This is a genomic window from Clostridium aceticum (assembly GCF_001042715.1).
Lineage (GTDB): Bacteria > Bacillota > Clostridia > Peptostreptococcales > Natronincolaceae > Andreesenella > Andreesenella acetica.
Window position 1 is genome coordinate 2,529,157 of record NZ_CP009687.1, and the last position, 22,191, is coordinate 2,551,347.

A 22,191-nucleotide genomic window follows, 5' to 3' on the forward strand; every position below is an offset into this window, starting at 1 on the left:
TAACAGGACTATCCTCCTTCGCCCTTCCATTAATAGGGTGACACAGAACACCTAAGATAAAAAAAGCAAGGATACGTATTACTGAACCCTTACTTTTTTACATAATATTGTTTCATTAATTATTATTACTTCTAATAACTATAAGCTTAGTACATTAATTTCTTTTAACCGACCAATAAACGATTCCAAGTCTCATCTTAGTTTGATGTCTAAATAATCCTTGTTTTGTTTTGCCATGTACAAAATCAATAATTGTTTTTTTCACTGTAGGTGTAATATCCGTATAGAGCCAGAAGGAGTCACATAAGGAGGCTATCGCTTCCTCTACTTCTTTTTCCCGTACCTCTCATCATTTTATTTCCACCACCGCCAAGTGAGGCTTAAAGTTTACATCTAACTCAAAATTTCTTACCTTTTTATTTACTGCGTATAAAGTAACATCATGATAAATTGGCACAACAGGACCTTCTTCAGCGGCAATTTCTTGTAGCTCTAGGTACATCTCACGTCTTCTTTCATCATTTCTTTCTACTGCAGCCTTTGCAATTAGTTGGTCAACCTCAGGATTATTGTAACCATAGCTTCTACTCTTATTTAGATTTCCTTCGGAAAACATATGACTACTAAAGAAAACATTAGGTTCCCCTGTCATCAGGGTGAAGGGAGCAATAGTAATATCATAATTTCCCTCCTGCAATCTTTTTGTCCACTCTCCTGCGTCCACCATTTCAATATCTGCTATAAGGTTCAATTCACTTAACTGATGTTGCATAATCTCGGCAATAGCCTTATATGGCCATCTGCTGGAAATACTGGCTTGCAGCAACAGTTTTATTTCAGCTGTTTCTCCTTGAAGAGCTTCATCAGCTAGTTTTTTTGCCTTATCCATATCATAAACAGGTGCTGCATTTTTGTTTAGCCACTGTGTAGCTACTGGTGTAATAACACTTTTACCTGGAATACCATATCCCTCTAGTAAACTATCTACCAACAGTTGGCGATTTAAAGCATAACTTACAGCTAAGGATAAGTTATTGTCTTTAAATAAATTATTCTTGTTGAAAAACATATAATGGGTAGTACCCACCAATTTTGTCTTTAGAATTAAATCGTCATCTCCCTCTATAATACTTGCTTGCTCCGGCATAACCGCACCTACATCCGATAAAACGTCTACTTCTCCACTTTGTAAAGCTGCTAGCCTTGTGTTAGGATCACTTATAAATGTAAAAGTAACTTCATCTAATATTGGTGCATCCCCCCAATAACTTTCATTCTTAACTAAGATGATGGATAAATCTTTAATGTATTCATTAAAAACAAAAGGTCCTGTTCCTATGGGGGCTACAATATCATTATTTTCATCAAAGGCTTCTAAACTAAACATAGCACTTTCATGATAAGCCAACATCCTAGGGAATTCTGGCATAGGCACTGCATGCGTAATCTCTAGTATATACTCATCCGCTGCTTTGATATCAGTTATGTCTCCGTAGGTAAGTCTTGTATTTCCTTTTCTAGGATGGTTGATGAGACGCTCTAAGTTGTAGGCGGCTACTTCTGCATTGAAGGGGTTTCCATCGTGAAAAAGCACATCTTGTCGTAGATTAAATCTCCATGTTTTTCCATCTTCTGATACAATCCAGGATTCTGCTAGCTGAGGCACAGGCTCCAACTGATCATTTAAATAAGTTAAAGATTCCCATGCATTGGTGCTGCCATGTAGATAGGTCGGGCTGGCGGGTCCATCATAAAAATCTCTTCCTACGCCGATCATTAGTTTCTGTTCTACTTGCTCAACTGGTATATCTGTGTCTTCCCCTGTAGTTTGTCGAGTTCCACAAGCTGTTAAAAAAGATAGCATCATTACAAAAATAATAAAATAAATTATCTTTTTCATTTACTTAAACTCTCCCTTCTACTTATTGCACAGTAGTTTTTGTTAACCCCCTAAAAATCTGCCATGTTCCCGTAGATATTTCAAAGGTTTCTACTTTTTCATTCATAACCATAACATTATTTCTATGGAATACCACCAGTACCGGTGTTTTTTCTAAAATTTTAGCTTGAATCTCTTGATGCAGACTTAATCTTTCTGCTACATCTAAAGAAAGATGTAGTTTCTCAATCTTAGCATCTAACTCTGGTGAGGTGTAGATGGTATAGTTTGAATTACTGTGCCAGTAACCATTTAAATAGTGGCTGGTGGGGTCATCATGAGGAACTGACCATTGACCAATCATAATCATATCATAGTTTTTCTCTGTCAAGGCTTCCCTAAGAGCACCTGCCTCTAGATGCACTAGCTCAATCTCCATACCAATATCCTTTAACTTGTCTTGAATAACAGCACTTAATATTTTATCCTCTTCATTTTTAGCTCCTAAAACAAGTCTAGCTTTTAATAGTCGTCCATTTTTTTCTAAAATACCATTTCCATTCTTATCTTCCCATCCTGCTTCTGCTAATAATACTTTTGCCTCATTGATATTATACTGAGGTAAAGATAAGCTGTTGTTCATGTACTCACTATAGGCTTGAGAAAAAAAGTTTCTAGGTGCTTCTGCAAGGTCTTCTAAAAGTTGAGGTACCATTTCTTGAAAGTTAATGGCATGTGCCACTGCTTGTCTTACCTTGATATCGTTAAATGGCTCTTCATAAACATTGAAAAACAAAACCTCTGAGGTTTGACTCATCTCCTTCACAATCTTCACATCAGGAAGCCCTTTTAGCCTCTGTACTGCTGTCAAGGCTTCTCTACCACTCATCATATCAATTTCTCCTGCCTGTAGTGCAAGTGCCCTTGTTTCTGCATCAGGAATTACTTTAAAAGTGAGTTTTTCTAAAGTAGGCGCTCCAGCAAAATACTCTTCGTTTCTCTCCATAACAAATTCACTATCGGTTGTCCAACTGGTTAGTTTAAAGGGACCTGTACCAATAGCCTCTGTAACATTTCCCTCTGCATCAAAGGCCTTTGGACTCACCATAGCCAAAAAGGGAGGCGTTAGATCAGAAGCAAAGGTATATACTGGCTCCTTTAGATGCACTGCTAAAGTATGGGGTGCCACTACTTCAACCTCTTCCACTGCACTCAGCCAACCTTTTCCTGTACCTTCTCTTCTTATATCCAGGTTGATCTTTGCCGCTTCTGCATCCCAAGGTGTACCATCATGAAAAACAACATTTTTTCTTAATTCAAATGTCCATGTTTTTCCATCATCACTCATTTTCCAAGACTCTGCTAGACCTGGAGACTTTTTGAAGTTCATATCCAGTTCTACTAGATTGTTGTAAATAAGGGCACGAACAAAGTCCGACATAGAGCTTCCTGGATCATATCCTTTTAAGTCAGACTGTTCTCCTATTACTAAGTGTTGCGGTACTGCTGCTTTCTCCTCTGGACTATTGGTTTCAACTTTTTGTTGACATCCAGTTAAAAACAAACCTGCTACCAGTAGGAAAATTACCACAAAGCTAAAGCACTTCTTGAAAGACTTTTTTTCCATTTTTTTCTCCCCCTCTAATATTTTTTCTTAGTAAAATATATAATCTTCAGTCATGATCCTTGTTTATATATGACTGAAGATTATAGACTAGATTTAAGTACTACTTGGTCTAACATAAAGCTTACTTTACTTTATAAGGTGACATGCCACCTTATGTCCCTCTATCACTTGTTTCAACTGTGGTTCTTCCTTACTGCAAACTTCCTGCCGACAGTCACATCTTGAAAAAAAACTACATCCTTTTTGAGTTCCTATAGGACTAGGAGGTTCTCCTTTGAGTTGATGTTTTTTTAATAAAGTCTTTTCTCCGCCTGCTATAGGTACTGCCCTTAGTAGAGCTTTTGTGTAAGGATGAAGAGCTTTTTCTATCAAGACTCTGCTTTCTATTACTTCAACAATTTTTCCTAAGTACATAACAGCAATGTCATCACTAATATATTTTACTGCTGCTATATCATGAGAAATAAATAAATAGGATAAACCAAAGTTCTGTTTTAATTTCATCAAGAGATTTAATATCTGTGCCTGAATAGAGACATCTAAACTAGCTGTAGCCTCATCACATAAAATTAACTTTGGTTTTAAAGCCAGTGCTCTTGCAATAGTAATTCTTTGTTTCTGTCCACCACTAAATTCATGGGGGTATCGATCTAATGCTTCTTCTCCTAACCCCACTGTATATAATAATTCCCCCACCTTATACTTTTGCTCCTCTTTGCTGCCTATATGAAAATTTTTCAAAGGCTCCTTAATAATATCTTCGATCTTCATTCTAGGATTTAAGGAGGCATGAGCATCTTGAAAAATTCCCTGCATATTTTTTCTTATGTTTCTTAGACTGTTTCCCTTTAGATTTGTGATATCTGTACCATCAAATACAATCTTACCTTCTGTGGCTTCCTCTATTTTCAAAATCAGCTTGCCCAGGGTACTTTTTCCACATCCACTTTCTCCTACCAAACCTAAAGTTTTTCCTTTTTCAAGGCAAAGAGACACATCATCTACTGCCAACAACTTTTCTCCTTTTCCAAAGAAAAAATCTTTTTCAAGTATGTATTGTTTTTTTAAGCCAGTGGCTTGTAACAAAATCTTGTTTTTGGTATTGATGGTGTTTGTTTGAATTTGATGATTATGCAATATCCTCTTCTCCTTCTATGTACCTTGTATTGTTTTGCCTGTGACAGGCTACCCTCACCCCTTCTGCCGTTTCTGTAGGTCGAGGCTTTTTCAACCTGCAAACTTCATTAGAAAACTGACATCGGGGGTGAAAAACACAGCCTGAAGGCAATCTATGTGAAAGGGGGGGAGAACCCTCAATAGATACTAATTTATCTTGCTGATGACTTAAATTAGGTATAGACCCTAACAAAGCCTTGGTGTAGGGATGTACAGGATTTCTAAATACGGTAGAAGCTTCACCATATTCTACAACAGAACCTGCATACATCACCGCAATTGTATCTGCTATTTGATATACAACCCCTAGGTTGTGAGATACCAGTATAATACTTGTGCCATAGCTTTCCTTTAAGTCTTGTATTTCTTTTAAAATTTGTGCTTGCACTGTTACATCCAAGGCTGTGGTTGGTTCATCTGCAATCAATACCTTTGGTCTTAATGCAAGAGCCATAGCAATCATCACTCTTTGTCTCATTCCTCCACTTAATTGGAAGGAATATTGATTCATAATTTTTTCTGGTCTAGATAAATTTACTTTTACTAACATTTCTTCTGCCAGTTTTCTAGCATTTTCTTTATCTATTTTAAGCCTCGAGGAAAGAGTTTCTATAAACTGCCTTCCTATTTTTCTAACTGGGTTTAGAGAAGTCATAGAATCTTGAAAAATCATTCCTATTTCTCTGCCTCTTATTTTTCTCTTCTCCTCTTTAGATAAATGAAGTAGATTTTTTCCTTCAAAAATCAGTTCCCCTTCCATGATCTTTCCTGTTGGCGGCAATAATCCTAAAATGCTGCGGGAAAGGGTGGTTTTACCACATCCACTTTCTCCTACAATACCTAAAACTTCTCCAGCCCTCAGCTGTAGACTTGCTCCATCTACAACTGTATTATCAATATTTTTGTTAGAAAAGGCGATCGATAAATTTCTAATATCTAATATAGATTCCATCTTTATTCAAGCTCCTTTAATATTGAAGGTTTTTATTATAGCGAATTTTCATTATAGATAAACAAGTTCAAACTTTAATTTTCATATACACGGTCTAACGTTAACTTAACCCATAATTTGTCATAAATTTATACATTCTTAGGATCATATATATCCCTTAGACCATCTCCCAGTAAATTACAAGCCATTACCATCAATAAGATTGCCCCCGCCGGAGAAAATAGCACCCAGGGAGCTGTTTGCATATAGGCCCTTCCATCATTAATCATGACTCCCCATTCTGGTGTAGGAGGTTGTGCTCCTAAACCTAAAAAGGATAGTCCCGCAATCCTCAAGATAATGCCTCCTATATCTAAGGTTGCCAAGACAATGATAGGAGAAATCATATTGGGTAAGATGTGTCGTAAAATGATGAAAAAATGGGATGTCCCGCAGGCTCTTGCAGCTCTAACATAGTCCTTTTCTTTAATAGATAATACCATTCCTCTTACAATTCTTGCATAACCCACCCATTGTACAGCTGCCACAGCAATCATTGTATTGATGAGACTGGGTCCTAAAACTCCAGCTATGGCTAAAGCTAAAATAAGTCCTGGAAAAGCCAGCAATATATCAATGATTCGCATGATAAAGTTATCTACAAATCCTCCCACATATCCTGACACAATTCCCACTAAAATCCCCATTGTTAAGACAATTGTTAACACAATCATTGCCACACTAATAGAAATTCTTCCTCCATAAAGAACTCTAGCAAAAACACATCTTCCTAGATGATCTGTTCCCATAGGATAAATATGACTTGGAGGGTTTAATCTTTGGGTCAAGTCTACCTTTATAGGATCATTTGCAGCTAGCCACGGAGTTATTATAGAAACTACTGCAAAAGTCACTAAAATTACACAACCCAGCAATGCCAGTTTATCTTTAAAAAGTTTATTTTTTTTTGCTGTTTTTTTAACTTGTTGTTTTTGTAGAAGGATTTCTTGTTGCATCTACATCTTGCCTCCTATAGAAATCCGTGGATCCAACAATCTATAAGATATATCTACCACTAGATTCGCTAAAACAAAAATCATAGCCATCCATAAAACATAGCCTTGAATCACTGGATAGTCTCTATTGAAAATAGACTCTACTAGAAATTTTCCAACCCCAGGCCAAGCAAAAATATTTTCTATAATAACAGTACCTCCCAGCAAATGTCCAAAATTCATACCAAAAGCTGTTGTCACTGGTATTAAGGCATTCCTTAAAGCATTGTTTATAATAACAAGGTTCTCTTTAAGTCCTCTGGATCGAGCTGCCAAAATAAAATCTTGTCCTAATATCTCTAACATGCTGGCTCGAATCAATCTAGCATAAGTAGTTGCCATACCTACACCTAAGGTAAAGGAGGGCAAAAACAAATGTAACAAGGTGCCTCTTCCCATCACAGGAAAAATTGAAAGTTTTACAGAAAAAAAATAAATCAACATAAGCCCTAAACAAAAGGAAGGTATAGAAGCTCCAAAGAAAGCAAATAAACGACTACAATGATCTATCCACCTGTTTTTAAAGACAGCAGACAATACCCCTATCGGCAAAGCTAAAAAGATCATGATAATAAGTCCCCCCAGCGTCAACTCTATAGTGGCTGGTATTCGTGTAATAATCTCTTCTGTTACAGCAGTACCCGTCCTAAAGGAGCGACCTAAGTCTCCTTTCAAAACATTTTTTGTCCACCTTCCATATTGTACGATCAACGGATCATTTAACCCTAATCTATCCCTTAAAATCTCAATCTCTTCTCTCGTGGCCTCCATGCCCATTTCCTTAAGAATTAATTCTGCAGGATCTCCTGGTATAATTTGACTTAAGGCAAAAGTAAGGATGGATACACCTATCATAACAAAGACCAAATAAAATAACCTTTTTAATATATAGTCTATCAAAACAGCCCCACTCCTCAAAAATAAAAGGCTTGTCTCTTTTATTTTGCATAAAAGAAAGCAAGCCTTCATAACTTTTTTCATTAGTTTTCAAACCAATGCATATATTTTCATAATTTTATATTTTCATCAGCAATATGATTGTTGTCGTCTTTAATATAAATATAGCATATTTGATAAAGTTTTGTCAATCTATAACTAAAAATATTTCATTAATTTTTAGGGCAACAAGACACTTTATTTACAATAAAGACTGAAAAAGCAGCCGATGTCCGGAACCACCCCTTGAATAAATTACATCACCAACCTTCATATCTTCTGTAGAGACTTTTTTCAGTTCTTTTAAGATAACTATACCATGATTAAAAGGAGCAGTTAAGTGTGTTTTTATATTATAGTAGGCTTAAAAGCATCCGGAGAATTCATCTTATCTTTTGCTATCCATAAGCCCAATGCCGGTGCTTTTACAAAATAAATCTCTTCTCCATTTTCAAGGGTATTGAATCCATCCTTCAATTTTTTAGGATCATATAACTTATAGGCTTCTTCAATATTTATGTGTCTATACCCTACAGACTCTATTTCTTCTTTTGTGATATAATCAGTATTGGTTGCATAAGTAACAGAAAATCGTCCATCCGTAGAGCCTTGGATCAAATGTGCAGCCACCATCATACTATTCCCAAAGGCATCTTTATTAAATAAATCTAATACATAATCTCTTCCTTTATATCCATACTTTCTAATTTGAACATCGACTTCATCGTTTTCTCCAAAATGCTTTACGCCTGGAGCAAGAAGAATTAATTCCCCGCCATCTGCAATTGCTTTTCTTGTACGATAGATACCTTTATTTCCAACCCAAGTTGTTTTAAGTTCATGTTCATCAAGATAAGCCACAACCTTTTTTACAGGTTTTTCTAAATAAGTAATGTTTAATTTCTGTGATAGTTTTACGGCTTCTTCAAAAATTCTTCTTGATCTCCCAATATATAAGCCATTTAGACATACTTCATTACTTTTTTCTGTAGTTACTGTAAGGAAATAGATAAGAGGAATTTCATTTAAAAAGTTCTCTTGTGCGTAATCAAATACTCTTCTGGCAGGGGTTTTATCTTTTCCCATAGCTTTTTCCATGCCACATACAGCACTTAGCATATGGGTTTTATTAATCATCTGCCTTCCTCCCACACCTACAAAAATATTTTTACTATAGTTTGCCATACCCACTACTTCATGTGGTACCACCTGCCCTATAGACAAAATTAAATCATATTCTCCGCTGACTAACTTTTTGTTCACTTCCACTTCAATGTCTGTAACAAATAACCCTTCAGAAATTTCATTTACAACTTCTTCAGGAATACTGCCTATCGAAACTGTATCTTTACGCCAATCATGATTCATAAAACATTCTTGAGGTATTTCGCTGCCAAACATTTTTAATCGTTCTTCCTCACTTAAGGGCATATGTGTCCCAAGGGCAGGGATGATATCTATGTCAAACTTATCGCTATATTTTCTATAAATTATTTTTGTAATTTCTCCTGCCATAGAGTAGTAGCGTGTAAAATCAGGAGGAATGATAAGTACCTTTCTTATTACATTTAGATCATAGTTTAAAAAAATTTTATCAATATTTTTTTCAACTTCAGCTAAGCTAATTGATACATCTTCATTGCTTAAATAGAACTCCTTCACTTGTTAGTCCCCCTTTTATATGACTCTATTGCTTTTAAAAAGGATTTCACCTTACTTTGAAAAGTGTTATACAAACCTACAAAGTAAGTGAAACCCTATATGCATCTAGTACTTTACTCTATACACTTCTTCCTTTAATTAAAGTTCAAAACCACTTTGATCACCTTTTCAGGTTCGTCTTTTATTAATTGCACAGCATCTTGAATTTTCGTAAAATGAAAGGAATGAGTTTTTAAAATTTCAGGACTTAGCTCTCCAGATTCAAATCCTGAGATCACTTCATCGAATTTATTACAATTAAGTCTAGAGCCAACAATGGTAAGTTCTTTTTTAGTGATATCAACTTGAGTAATTTGTGATGGCGCATTTGTAAGACCAATGACGACAATACGACCTGCAGGTGATGCTAGTTTTACAGCGTTCTCAAAGGTAGAAGCACTACATACAGTGTCCACAATCACAGGCATCCCTTCATTGTTTGTGAAGCCATTTACTGCACCTTCAAGATCTTCTTTAGAGACTAAAATCGTTTTATCCGCCCCCATTTTTTTAGCGATTTCCAGCCTTTCTGCTACTATATCTGTAATCATTACTTCTGCACCAGATTTTTTAGCTACCTGTAACGTGCAAAGTCCTATTGGTCCACATCCCATAATCAGAACCTTATCTCCTTTTGATATTTCACCTCTAGCGTTTATTTGCATGCCAATTGTGTAGGGCTCTACAAGTCCTAATAAGGAGTCATCAAAATCTTTAGTAAACTTATGTACATTGTTTTTGTGAACCTTTATAAATTCTTTAAAACCACCATCTCTATGAACGCCCATCACTTCTAATGTAGAACATACATTGTGTCTGCCAGTTCTGCAAGCGTAGCATTCACCACAGCTTACTACAGGATCAATAGCAACCTTATCGCCTATTTTCAGTTCAGTAACATTGCTGCCTATCTCTTCTACGATGCCACCAAACTCATGGCCTATAATTCTTGGATATGTAGCAAGTGAATTGGTACCATTATAAATACCAATATCAGAACCACATATACCTCCTGAGGTTATCTTTATAATAACTTCATCTTGGTTTTCAATTTTTGGTTTTTCAACCTCACATATTTCAACCTTAAAAGGCTCTATCACTTTTATTGCTCGCATTATTACAATCCCCCTCGTGTAAACTTATTATGTATTATAAGAATCTAGATAGTAGATCTCCATATATTTGTAATCATCATAAAAATCATTTACTGATAATTTGTTAACTACATCCCAGGTAAAAACCCCTGACCTAAAGATAGTATAAATATTGTCAGCAGCATAGCTAATCCGGCAAATAACCCTCCAAATGACCAAAGTTTTAAAGTATCTTGTTCAGAAATCCTATTAAACCTTGATACCGCCCAGAATCCAGAATCATTAGGTAATGATAATCCTACTGCTCCAGCGCAGGTTGCTAAAGCTACTAAAGCAGGTGCAACATTGGTTTTTGCAATCATTTCTACAACAATTGCAGCTGTTGTAAGCATAGCAACAGTTCCAGAGCCTTGTGCTGCTCTAATAATTTGAGAAAGTATAAAAGCAAGTAAAATGATAGAAATATTGAAACTGGACAAAGTTTCAGCTAAATAATAACCAATACCCGTTTCACTTATAATTCTGCCAAAAGCTCCACCTGCACCTGTAATCAATAGTATCAAACCAACTTGATCAGCTGCCTCCATCAAACAATCGCTAATAGGTTTTTCGATATATCTTCTAAGTGATATCATTGCATAAAACACACCAAGTAACAAGGCAATATTTTTATCTCCGATAAATGCTATAAACTTTTGCAAAGTAGTTCCTTGAGCCAACCACATACCGCCAAAACTACCAATAAGAATTAATGCTATTGGTAGAATTAAGACTGAGAAAGCTGCAGCAGGAGAAGGTGCATTTACTTTTCCATTACTAAGGCTTACAGCGGTAGTATCTGTAGCATGAAGCTCTCCTGCTGAAACCATGGTATTTTCTGTACTTTCATCATATTCTTCGCCTTCTACTTCCTCCATTACAAATACTCTGCCTTTTTTCTCATCACGTCTCACTACAAAATACGCCCAAGCAAGTCCAGCTAATGATCCTACCAAACCAACGATAAGGGCATAAATGAAGAAGATTCCAATATCAAGCCCATATATTTCTGCCACTGCTAGAGGTGCTGGCGTAGGAATTACTACTGAAAAGGCAGCACTGGTGGCTACAGCGATTCCTCCAACATAAATTAATTGAGATATGCCGGTTTTTTTTGATAGTGCACGAATCATCGGTGCAAACATAACATAAACAACATCTCCAAATACAGGTATACCTGTTACAAAACCTGACATCGTAATGGCAAGGGGAGAATTTTTTTCACCAAACTGCCTGATCATAGCATTTGCCATAACTTCTATGCCGCCAGACTCATAAAGAAACTTACCTAACATAACACCGAGACCTGTTACAATACCAATGCCTCCCAGTGTGCCGCCAAACCCTCCAGATATATGTCCACCAATTTTTTCCAAAGGCATTCTAACTAAAAAACCAGTGATGAGTGCTGTGAGTAAAAGTGATAGAAAAGCATTTAACTTAAATTTAATGATGGACACCAAAAGAATGGCTATCGATAATAAAAATATTACTATTAACATAGGACCTGTCACCATAATCGTTACCCCTCTCTATTATCTTAATTATAATAATAAATATCCTTTTTAAAAAATTTAAAAATGGTTTTTCCTTTTTCTCCCAATATATCAACTATACTCCTGAATACGCACTAAATCCTCCATCAATAGGCAATACTACACCAGTTATAAATCCTGATGCCTTTTCATTGATAAGAAATTGAATGCTACCTAAAAGCTCTTCGGTCTTACCAAATCTTTCCATAGGTGTATTTGAAATAATTTTTTCAGCTCTTTCAGTAAAACTTCCGTCTTCATTGATTAGAAGTTTATGATTTTGTGCTGTAAGAAAAAATCCAGGAGCAATTGCATTCACCCTAATACCTACTTTTGAAAAATGCACTGCCATCCATTGTGTTAAATTAGAAACTGCTGATTTTGCAGCACTATATGCAGGAATTTTCGTTAAAGGTGTAAAAGCATTCATAGATGAAATATTAATCACACAGCATCCTTCTTTCCTCAGCATATCTTTTGTAAAGACTTGAGAAGGTAGTAATGTACCGAGAAAGTTAAGATTAAAAACAAATTCTATCCCTTCTTTATCAAGATCGTAAAAAGTTACTATATCTTCTGTATCTATATCTTTTATATATAAGTATTCACTAGATGTGGTTCCTTTGGAATGATTTCCTCCAGCACCATTGATTAAAATATCTACGTTTCCTAATTTTTCATGAATAATATCTTTGGCCTTTTCCAATGAATTTTTATCAAGAACACTGGCATGAACACCAAGAACCTTTAAACCTCTATTTTTATACGCTTCTTGCATCTTATTCAGTGCCTCTTCATTAATATCTATAACCCCTATTTTACCACCCTTTACTGCTAACATTTCAACAATTGCAGCACACAGTACCCCTGTGCCTCCTGTGATAACAATCACTTTGTCAGTCATATCTGCTTCTAACGAGATCTCCATAGTCTTATCCTCCTTGATTCGCTTTGCTATCGTTTGCTTTGTATAAAAAAATTTCATGTCCTCAATTCTCTACTTTTTTACCCATCCCCATAACAATAATAATTTAAGTTTTTAATACTTTTTGTTTATAGGGATGGATTATTGATACAATTCGTATATTATTTTGACTTGGTTATAGCCTCAATAAGTCCATGAATATAAACTGCTCCTAGTGCCCTATCATATAAACCGTAACCTGGCTTTCCCGTTTCCTTCCAAATCATTCTACCATGATCAGAACGATATGACCCATCAAAACCTGCATCTAGTAAGGCTTTTAAAATTTTATACATATCTAATGATCCGTATTCAGATGGATGAGCAGATTCATAAAAACTTCTATTTCCATGCCATTTTACATTTCTCAAATGTGCAAAATGTATTCTTTTCTTTTCTCCTGAAAAGTATTTTATCATGTCTACCAAATCATTTGTTTCCGTACAACCTAATGATCCTGTGCAAAAAGTAATCCCATGGTAGCTGCTATCATAAAGCGCAAGAAACCTTTTAAGATTTTCTTTGCAAGTTATAATTCTTGGGAGCCCGAAGATTGACCAAGGTGGATCATCTGGATGAATAGCCATTTTAACACCAGAAGTTTCCGCTACCGGTATGATATTTTTTATAAAATACTCAAGATTTTCCCAAAGCTTCTCTTCACCTAATTCTTTATATTCTTTAATAAGGGTTTCCATTTGATTTTTAGTATAGGATGCGTCCCAACCAGGAAGCGCTAAATCTCCTGATAAAGGATCCATTTTATTGACTGTATCTTGATTATAAATAAGTGTTGTTGATCCATCAGCAAGTTGATAAGCTAAGTCAGATCTAGTCCAATCAAAAACAGGCATAAAATTATAACAGACAACTTTTATTCCGGTCTCACCTAAATTTTTTATAGTTTCCTTATAGTTTTCTATATATTTATCTTTTGTAGGTCGCCCAAGCTTTATATCCTCGTGCACCGGAACACTCTCAATAACAGAAATATGTAGTCCACTTTTCTCAACACTTGATTTTAACTCTAGTATTTTATCTAGCGGCCAAACCTCACCCACAGGTATATCATAAATCGCTGTAACGATTCCCTTCATTCCGGGTATTTGACCAATAAATTCTAGTGATATAGAGTCAGTCATTCCATACCACCTAAAAGCCATCTCCATGCTACTCCCCCCTAGTTGTTTTAAATTCTATTGTAGCTTTTCATACAATAATTATTTTTACACACTCCTCTCTAGCATTGTTTTGTTCCTTGTATTATGCAACTAATTGTTTTAGTACCAAAGGTTTAAAATATGTCCTTCAGTTTTAGCATTGTGTACTTGTATACAAGTATTATATTCTAAGTTGTTTTTCTTTGTCAAGTGCAAATTTAAGCTTCATTAAAATTTGTTTGAATTTTTTAAAATATCTATTCAGCTTAATCGACTAGTTATTTAACACCTTCTTTTGATTTGTCAATAAATTTTTGTTATAATTTTGAAGTAAATGTTGTCTTTTTAGCACGATTTCTCTGATTACGTTTTAATCATGGGGAAAATATATTTATTACTTAAAACTTGTTTGTTTTAAAGAAAAGTAGTATATTAAACATAGTTAGTGTCAAAAGTGCAGACATACATGTAAACAAATGTTAGATTCTTATCGTAAAAAAAATAAAATAATTATATAGATAAGCAAGTTCAAACTTTAATTTTGATATACACGGTCTACGGTCTCGCCCCAAAACCGTGGGCTGCAAATGTAGCCCTTAGTATATCAAAATTAAGCCCTGACGTTGTTTATCTATATCAAATAAGACCAATAAAGATGGAGAAAGACTATGAAAATATACGAAAAAAAGAAAGATGAAAATCCAAAAGAATATATTTATAGACTATTAAAAGATAATATCATGGAGTTAGAATTGAAACCGGGAACCATTCTTTCCGAAAATGAACTTTCAAAAATATTAAATGTTTCCCGCACGCCTATACGAGAAGTCTTAAGACGTTTGAATAATGAACATTTAATAGAAATCATGCCCCAAACAGGCACTATGGTCACCTATATTGATAGGGCTCTGATAGATGAAGTGTTGTTTATGAGGTTTGTTTTAGAAAAAGAAATAATAAAACTTCTTCAGGATACAATAACTACTGAAGAAGTGAATGAATTGGAAAATCTATTATCATTACAGGAATTTTATATGAACAAATCTATGATTATTGATTTTCATAAGTATGATACGAAGTTTCATGAAAAACTATTTGCAATTAGTAAAAAAACTAGAGTATGGGAATCTATTATAAATTTAAGCACCCACTACGCTAGGGCTAGACTCTTATATGATCATAATCATAATACAGCGCAAAAAAGCATCATAATACAGCACCGAAAAATTTTAACTGCAATAACAGAAAAAGCTTCCTATCAAGAGATCGAAGAGATTTTAAGAGAGCATATTCTTGCTCCCTGCGAATCATGGTCTATGGAGTTTGAAAAGATAGGCGTTAATGAATATTTTCTAGAAATGAAAAACACCTAGAAGCAGGGGACTTTATCCTAAAAACAAACTTAAGATAAAAAAACAGACCGCTATATTTACAGATCACCCAAAACGTGATTCTATATTTAGCGGTCTATTTCTAACTATAGATAACCAACTACAAAGCTTAACAAAATGCAGACTTGGATGCATTTGCAGGAAATGACTACAATGTTCAATTCATGGAAGTGGAAAATCCGTAAAGAAATTTGCATGTTTGAGCGTTAGCCAGGTTGCAAATTTTAGGATTTTTCACTGGAACGAATTGTTAACATTGTTCATTTCTGAAACCGCAGCAGGTCGTATTTTGTTAAGGTATAAAATTGGTTATCTATATATAAGTTGTAGTAAATAGTTACATTCGCTACCTTACACTAAGCTGTAAAAGTTTTATTGCAACTTATATAGCTTCTTTATCTTATTTACTTATACTAATTATTGTAATAAAGACTCTCCGAAGGATATTCTGGATCGCAAGTGATGTCTATACCAAGCTCTCTAAAAATCTGTTCATCATTTCTACTTAAGATGGTAGTAGAATGGGCCTGACATCCTTTAAGCATGGATAGCTTCTCCATAGCAACTTGAGCTGTTGGATTTGTAGCAGCACATATACTCAAGGCAATTAAAATTTCCTCGCAGTCTAAAGCCGGTGTTCTGCTGCCTAATGTTTTTACCTTTAAGCTTATGATAGGTTCTAAAATCACTGGTGAAATAAGGTGAATTTCATCAAAAATATTTGCAAAATATTTCACAGCATTTAAAATTACCGCAGCGGTGGCATCCATTAGATTTGAACTCTTGCCAGTCAATATGGTACCATCCTGCAACTCTATCGCTACAGCAGGACATATTTCGTTTTTATTAGACAATTCTTTTAGCTTAGCTGAGCGACTTCTTGCCGGAATAACCACTTTTCTATCCTCTTCTTTTAGCTCTAGCTCTTCCATAATCAACTTGACCCTTTCAAAGGTTTCTTTATCTACATAACCTTTTTTGTACTCACATTCTGTTTTAAAATATCTTCTAATAATCTCTTGCTTAGAAGCTTCTTTGATGACCTCATCATCAATAATACCAAAACCTACTCTATTTACACCCATATCTGTTGGAGATTTATACATAGACTCTTCCCCCGTAATCTTTTCTATAATTCTTTTAAGTACAGGAAAGGTTTCGATATCACGATTATAGTTTACAGCGATTTTATTATAAGCATCAAAGTGGAAGGAATCAATCATATTTACATCCCTAAGGTCTACCGTTGCAGCTTCATAAGCTATGTTTAAAGGATGTTTTAACGGAACATTCCACACAGGGAAGGTTTCAAATTTTGAGTACCCTGCTACCTTACCTCTTTTATACTCATGGTAAAGTTGACTGAAACAAGTAGCTAGCTTGCCACTTCCTGGTCCTGGTGCTGTCACAACAACAATCGGTTTTGTTGTTTCAATGTATGGATTCTTACCATAGCCTTCGTCACTTACGATGGTATCCACATCTGTTGGATATCCTTTAGTGGCTCTATGGGTATAAACCTTTATTCCTCTGCGTTCAAGCTTATTAATAAATACCGTTGTGGCTGGTTGTCCATCGTATCTTGTGATTACAACACTATTTACATCCAGCTCATACCCTCTTAAATCATCTATGATTCTCAAAACATCCATATCATAGGTGATACCAAAGTCTCCTCTTATTTTATTTCTTTCAATATCTCCTGCATATACACAAATAATCACTTCAACTTTTTCTTTTAACTTGTGCAACAACTTGATTTTTGCATTTTCGTCAAATCCAGGCAAAACCCTTTTGGCATGAAGGTCAAACAGGAGTTTCCCGCCAAACTCTAGATACAGCTTATCATAATGATTTACTCTTTCTAAAATGTACTTTGACTGTTCTTCTAAATATTTCTTATGATCAAATCCTATTTTCATCCTCTATTCCTCGCTTTATGAAGTCATTGTGTGATTCGTTTATTATTTACTTTCATTGTTCAATATAGGTATACGTCTTTAAACTTGAATTCTAATATCTACGGTCTATGGTTTCACTTTGGCTGAAAAACGTAAACAAAGACTGAGAATATAACCCTTCGGATATTAAAATCCACAAGCCTATGTCTATATTTTACCTTATCTTCAGCATATTGCAGGAGTAAGCACCAATAATATTCTCCCTTTTACGACTCTATATTATCTCATAGTTTTAGAGGAAAGTAAACCAGTAGAAGATGATTTTTCGTTGAGAAAAAGAAATCCTAGGGTCTTTTTTATGTTATAATGATACTAGCTTTCATCGGCCTGCATCATTCCATATAATTCAGGAGGGAAATATGAAAAAAAAATTATTAGGACTTTTTATACTTATTGCTATAGTTTTATTTACCCTTCAAGTAAATATCATCTGGAGTGGTTTCAAGCAAGTCCCCAAAAAATCTGACGCCATTGTTGTACTGGGCTGTAGACTTTGGGGGGATCAACCTAGTCCCATGTTGATTTATCGCTTAAATAAAGCTTTAGAACTCTATGAGGAAGGCTATGCCTCCACGATCATCGTCAGCGGTGCTCAAGGTGAGGACGAATGGATCACAGAAGCCGCCGCTATGAAGAGCTATCTTATGGATAAGGGTGTTGGTTCTGAAGCAATATTCAAGGAGGAAAACTCCTTTAGTACCTTCCAAAACCTTTATTACAGCAAAGAAATCATGGACAAGCAGGCACTAGAAAGTGCCATCATTGTTACAAACGCCTTTCATGTACATAGGGCTTTAATGATTGGCAATCGATTAGGCATGGATGTTAGCAGTAGTTCTGCCAAGTCCTACCCAAATCCCGCTTTGATTGTGAGATATTATGTCCGAGAAGTTTTTGCCTATATGAAAGACTTTCTATTTTCTCATTAATGTCAGAGAAACTAAAACATCTAAGAATCCACTGGAGAGTCTTTACTCTATCAAGCAGATCGAAAATCATAGGCGTTAACTTAACACAATTATTACCAAATTTTTCTTAAAATGTCATCCTGAGGGTACCGAAGGATCTTTGAATAAGGAAGGATGACAAATTATGATTTAAGTTAATGCTAATGGATCCAAAATAAAGCTAAACCATAAAATATGGGAATACCTTATTACAGGTATTCCCATGAAATATTTTTGTAAAAAACTATTCTAAAACCTCTATGCTTTGAGAAGCAATCAAACGACTATATACTCCGTTTTTCTTTACCAAGGCATCATGACTGCCGATCTCTGCAACCTTGCCTTTGTCTAAAACTACAATTTTATCTGCTGCCATAATAGTAGACAGACGGTGAGCAATCACTAAAGTGGTTCGTCCCTTCTGTAGTTCTGAGATGGCTTTTTGTACTGCCCTTTCATTTTCTGCATCTAAGTTGGATACAGCTTCATCCATCAATAGGATAGGAGAATTTTTAATCAAGGCTCTTGCAATGGCTATTCGCTGTCGCTGTCCTCCTGATAATTGTACCCCTCTTTCCCCTACATTGGTATCATAACCTTGAGGGAGTTTTACTAAAAAGTCATGGGCTAAGGCTAGTTTTGATGCTGCTTCTACTTCTTCATCAGTGGCCTCTGGTCTTCCTAGACGAATATTTTCCCGAATACTCATGTTAAAAAGATAGACATCCTGAGATACCACCGCCACCATATCTCTAAGCTTTTCTTGCGTTAAATCACGAAGATCATAATTTCCTATCTTAATACTTCCCCCTCTAACATCCCAAAATCTTAGTAGCAAATTGGCATAGGAAAACTTTACTTTATTGTATTGAATATGAGGAACAATAGGCCCTTCTAATGGGGCTTCTGCCTTATCTTCTACAGGGGTAGGGGTGTTTAATATGGAAAAAACCCTTTCTGCTGATGCCCCAATAGAACCAAGGTTTCTTGCAGTTCCGGAGACATCTACAATAGGAGAAAAAACATACACCGATAACATAATAATGGTAGGAATCAATGCGGAATCTATGCTGCCCTCCAGCACCAAAAAGCTGGATACAGCTAAGATACTTACCATCCCTAATGACATGGCAGCATTGATGAGACCTCCTTCTAGTCCTAGTCTTTTTCCTTCTGCAATTTGACTCCTACCAAGATCATAGGTGCCGTTTTCTAGCTTCTTTAAGTAGGATTTTCCGCGACCAAAGGCTACGATTTCCCGCATTCCCTGTACACCATCCACCACTTCTGCATTGACAGTACCTAGTTTTGATCGTATTTCTTTTCCCTGTTGCCTGGCTTTTTTACTAAACCAAAAGGGTATGGTGGCTACCAATAATAAAAAGGGGAAGATTACTAAGGGCAGCAACCAATGAATATAGGCTAGTATTACTAAGAAGGTTAGGGGAGCTATGATAGCTATAATGTAAGCCCCTACCGTATGGGCATAAAAGACTTCTAATGCCTCCACATCCGCCATCACTGATGAGGCAACATCCCCGGAGCGTTTCTTCAGCATATAAGCAGGTGCGATTCTTTCTATAGCCCTATACATGATGTTTCTGTAATCCACCAAAATACTGTAGGCAACATCATGTACTAAATACATTTCAGCATAAACCATACTTGCCCTGCCGACAGCTAAGGCTGCTAACAGCCAAAAAAGGGAGAGGATTTTTTCTGCTGATCCTCCAGTAGCGGCTAGGCCTACTAAGTAAGCTGCTAGAGCAGAACTGGTGATACTAAAAATTTGGTTTAAAGTACCGCTGAAAATCCCCAAGGCCATTTTCTTGTTATAGGGTTTGATGTAGGGGATGAGGGTTTTTATTTTTTCTAGGTTGATTCTTCCTTCAAATGTAGTTGTGGTTGTATTGATTTTTTCTACTTTATGCATACTGAACACACCTTTCCTCTTGCTGTGCTTGTATAAGCTTAGCATAAGTCCCTGTTAGTTTCATCAGTTCAAAATGAGATCCTACTTCAACGACTTTTCCTTCCTTTAGTACCAGAATTCGATCGGCATTTTGTATGGTGGACAAACGATGGGCAATCACTAAAGTAGTTCGGTTCACCATCAGCTTCTCTAATCCTCTTTGGATCATCTTTTCATTGGCGGTATCTACGCTGGAGGTGGCTTCGTCTAATAAAAGAATAGGAGCATCCTTTAGAACAGCCCTTGCAATGGCCATACGCTGTCTTTCCCCACCAGAAAATCTTACCCCCCTTTCGCCAACAATGGTATTGTAACCTTCCGGTAATGTCATAATGAAGTCATGGATATTGGCGGTTCTTGCGGCTTTTTCTATTTCTTCTTTTGTGGCTTCAGGCTTTGCCATTCTTAGATTATCTTCTACCGTACCATGAAATAGGTAGGTCTCCTGGGATACCACCGCCATTAAACTTCTTAAGTCCTCTAGGGTGTAGTCCTTTATATTGTGATCGCCTATGATAATTTCTCCTTTGATAGGATCAAAAAATCGCAGTAGTAGATTTACAGCAGTGGACTTACCAGAACCTGATTCCCCTACTAAAGCTACAGTTTCACCGGGGTTAATCTTAAAGGACACCCCACCAAGAGCTGGTCTTAGTCCCTTATCGTAAGCGAATTCTACATCGTTAAACACAATTTCTGGTAACGCTTCTTTAGATTTTACTGTAACAGGTCTAGTGCTTTCTGCAATTTCCGGTATTTCGTCCAGTAAGGCAAAGATGGTATTGGAAGCGGTAATTCCCATAAAGCCCTGATGATAATAACGGTTTAGTTCATCGATGGGGCGAAAAGCTTCTCTACATAAAAACAGCAAAACAAATAACTGGGATAATGCCAGTTCTCCTCTAGCTACAAAAAGAGCACCTAAACCGATGGCAAAAACAGCTCCGCTGGTGGTGGCTAGACCTACTACCCCTGTTTTTAGTAGAGAAATTTTTAAATGGTTCATCGTCTGCTGAAAAAGATCCCTGGAATCCCTTTCCAGTTCATTACCTCTTCTTTTACTGGCATTAAAGGCTTTTAATGTTGTAATTCCCTGCATACTGTCTAAAAATTGAGCATTCAGTACAGCAAAGGCCTGCCAATGGCTCCAACCGTACTTTGCCATTAGCTTATTCCATAGTCTTGGACCAAAGAGGGCAATTAAAAATGCTGATAAAATAATAAGACCTATACTTATGCTAAGGGTAAAGATATAACCTAAAATCACCCCTGCCCCTATAATCGTTACTAAGACATGAGGGACGTAGTAAACTAAATAAGCCTCTAAAAACTCGATCCCCGATACCACTGTAGATTGAAGTTTTCCTGTACGATTTTTTTCTAGGTATCCTGGTCCAAGTTTTAGTAAATGACCATAAAGCCTTTGTCTTAATGTATTTTTCACGATGATGGAGGCCCTTTTTGCATAGGCTTCATTGCCCCATAAAAGTAGTGCTCTTACGCCAATAATCGTAATAATTCCTAAAATAATAGTGACAATATCTGCCCATTCCCGTCTAGCATAAATCCCTTCCGTGGCCCTTGCTGTAAGAACAGCTTGTGCAGCATAACTAGCTGTTATACTGATACCTATGACAGCTTTTAAAATAACACGGTTCCTTATTCCTTTTGTTAGTTCAAACAAACGATAATGAAGCATCATTTTTATCGTTCCTCCTTTTATATAGTTACTTGAGCTGTGCAATGATCTAATTGTAGTAGTGAAAATTAAATATATACGCTCACTTAATCTCAAGTATTGACAACGCTAAAGCTCCTTCCAA

16 protein-coding genes are annotated in these 22,191 nt (G+C 36.0%); 2 read left to right on the forward strand and 14 right to left on the reverse strand.

Translation table 11 applies throughout. The features are described from left to right. Positions 1–349 precede the first annotated feature (349 nt). The 11 genes from CACET_RS11855 to uxuA form a co-directional block, all read right to left on the reverse strand. Positions 350–1,900 (reverse strand): ABC transporter substrate-binding protein, encoded by a 1,551-nt coding sequence (locus tag CACET_RS11855; protein ID WP_044825351.1) that lies wholly within the window; start codon positions 1,898–1,900, stop codon positions 350–352. A 22-nt stretch (positions 1,901–1,922) separates the two neighbouring features. Further along, positions 1,923–3,506, reverse strand: a complete 1,584-nt coding sequence (locus CACET_RS11860; protein ID WP_044825350.1) for an ABC transporter substrate-binding protein — start codon at positions 3,504–3,506, stop codon at positions 1,923–1,925. A gap of 126 nt (positions 3,507–3,632) precedes the next feature. Further along, a complete protein-coding gene (locus tag CACET_RS11865) occupies positions 3,633–4,643 on the reverse strand; it encodes an ABC transporter ATP-binding protein (protein ID WP_242846941.1) in 1,011 nt (336 codons plus the stop codon). Then, complete coding sequence (locus CACET_RS11870; RefSeq protein WP_044825348.1) at positions 4,636–5,634, reverse strand: ABC transporter ATP-binding protein; 999 nt, start codon at positions 5,632–5,634, stop codon at positions 4,636–4,638. Before CACET_RS11870 ends, CACET_RS11865 begins: the two co-directional genes overlap by 8 nt. Before the next feature lie 128 nt (positions 5,635–5,762). Further along, a complete protein-coding gene (gene nikC, locus CACET_RS11875; protein ID WP_044825347.1) occupies positions 5,763–6,629 on the reverse strand; it encodes a nickel transporter permease in 867 nt (288 codons plus the stop codon). Then, positions 6,630–7,568, reverse strand: a complete 939-nt coding sequence (nikB, locus tag CACET_RS11880) for a nickel ABC transporter permease (RefSeq protein ID WP_144414766.1) — start codon at positions 7,566–7,568, stop codon at positions 6,630–6,632. A 384-nt stretch (positions 7,569–7,952) separates the two neighbouring features. Further along, a complete protein-coding gene (locus CACET_RS11885; RefSeq protein WP_044825346.1) occupies positions 7,953–9,266 on the reverse strand; it encodes a nickel-dependent putative hexonate epimerase in 1,314 nt (437 codons plus the stop codon). 134 nt (positions 9,267–9,400) lie between these two features. Further along, entirely contained in the window at positions 9,401–10,420 is a 1,020-nt protein-coding gene (locus tag CACET_RS11890; RefSeq protein WP_044825345.1) for a zinc-binding alcohol dehydrogenase family protein, read from the reverse strand. Positions 10,421–10,527: 107 nt separating this feature from the next. Next, on the reverse strand, positions 10,528–11,955 hold the full coding sequence (locus CACET_RS11895) for a GntP family permease (protein WP_044825344.1): 1,428 nt from the start codon (positions 11,953–11,955) through the stop codon (positions 10,528–10,530). Positions 11,956–12,049: 94 nt separating this feature from the next. Further along, positions 12,050–12,958, reverse strand: a complete 909-nt coding sequence (locus CACET_RS11900) for an SDR family oxidoreductase (protein WP_479722623.1) — start codon at positions 12,956–12,958, stop codon at positions 12,050–12,052. A gap of 101 nt (positions 12,959–13,059) precedes the next feature. Further along, positions 13,060–14,106, reverse strand: a complete 1,047-nt coding sequence (gene uxuA, locus CACET_RS11905) for a mannonate dehydratase (RefSeq protein ID WP_044825342.1) — start codon at positions 14,104–14,106, stop codon at positions 13,060–13,062. Between the two features lie 659 nt (positions 14,107–14,765). Here uxuA and CACET_RS11910 point away from each other — a divergent pair. Then, positions 14,766–15,470 carry a GntR family transcriptional regulator gene (locus CACET_RS11910; RefSeq protein WP_044825341.1) on the forward strand — a complete coding sequence of 235 codons (705 nt, stop codon included), beginning with the start codon at positions 14,766–14,768 and terminating at the stop codon, positions 15,468–15,470. 431 nt (positions 15,471–15,901) lie between these two features. On the opposite strand, the gene CACET_RS11915 is transcribed toward CACET_RS11910, so the two are convergent. Next, positions 15,902–17,410, reverse strand: a complete 1,509-nt coding sequence (locus CACET_RS11915; protein WP_044825340.1) for a DUF1846 domain-containing protein — start codon at positions 17,408–17,410, stop codon at positions 15,902–15,904. Positions 17,411–17,808: 398 nt separating this feature from the next. On the opposite strand from CACET_RS11915, the gene CACET_RS11920 reads away from it, so the two are divergent. Further along, a complete protein-coding gene (locus CACET_RS11920; protein WP_044825339.1) occupies positions 17,809–18,378 on the forward strand; it encodes a YdcF family protein in 570 nt (189 codons plus the stop codon). Positions 18,379–18,640: 262 nt separating this feature from the next. Here the strand turns inward: CACET_RS11920 and CACET_RS11925 are convergent, their stop codons facing one another. Further along, positions 18,641–20,329, reverse strand: coding sequence for an ABC transporter ATP-binding protein (locus CACET_RS11925; RefSeq protein WP_052661486.1), 1,689 nt, complete (start codon positions 20,327–20,329; stop codon positions 18,641–18,643). Further along, the gene (locus CACET_RS11930; RefSeq protein WP_044825338.1) at positions 20,322–22,070 is read right to left on the reverse strand and encodes an ABC transporter ATP-binding protein; all 1,749 of its coding nucleotides are present in this window, start codon (positions 22,068–22,070) and stop codon (positions 20,322–20,324) included. Before CACET_RS11930 ends, CACET_RS11925 begins: the two co-directional genes overlap by 8 nt. Between the last annotated feature and the right edge of the window lie 121 nt (positions 22,071–22,191).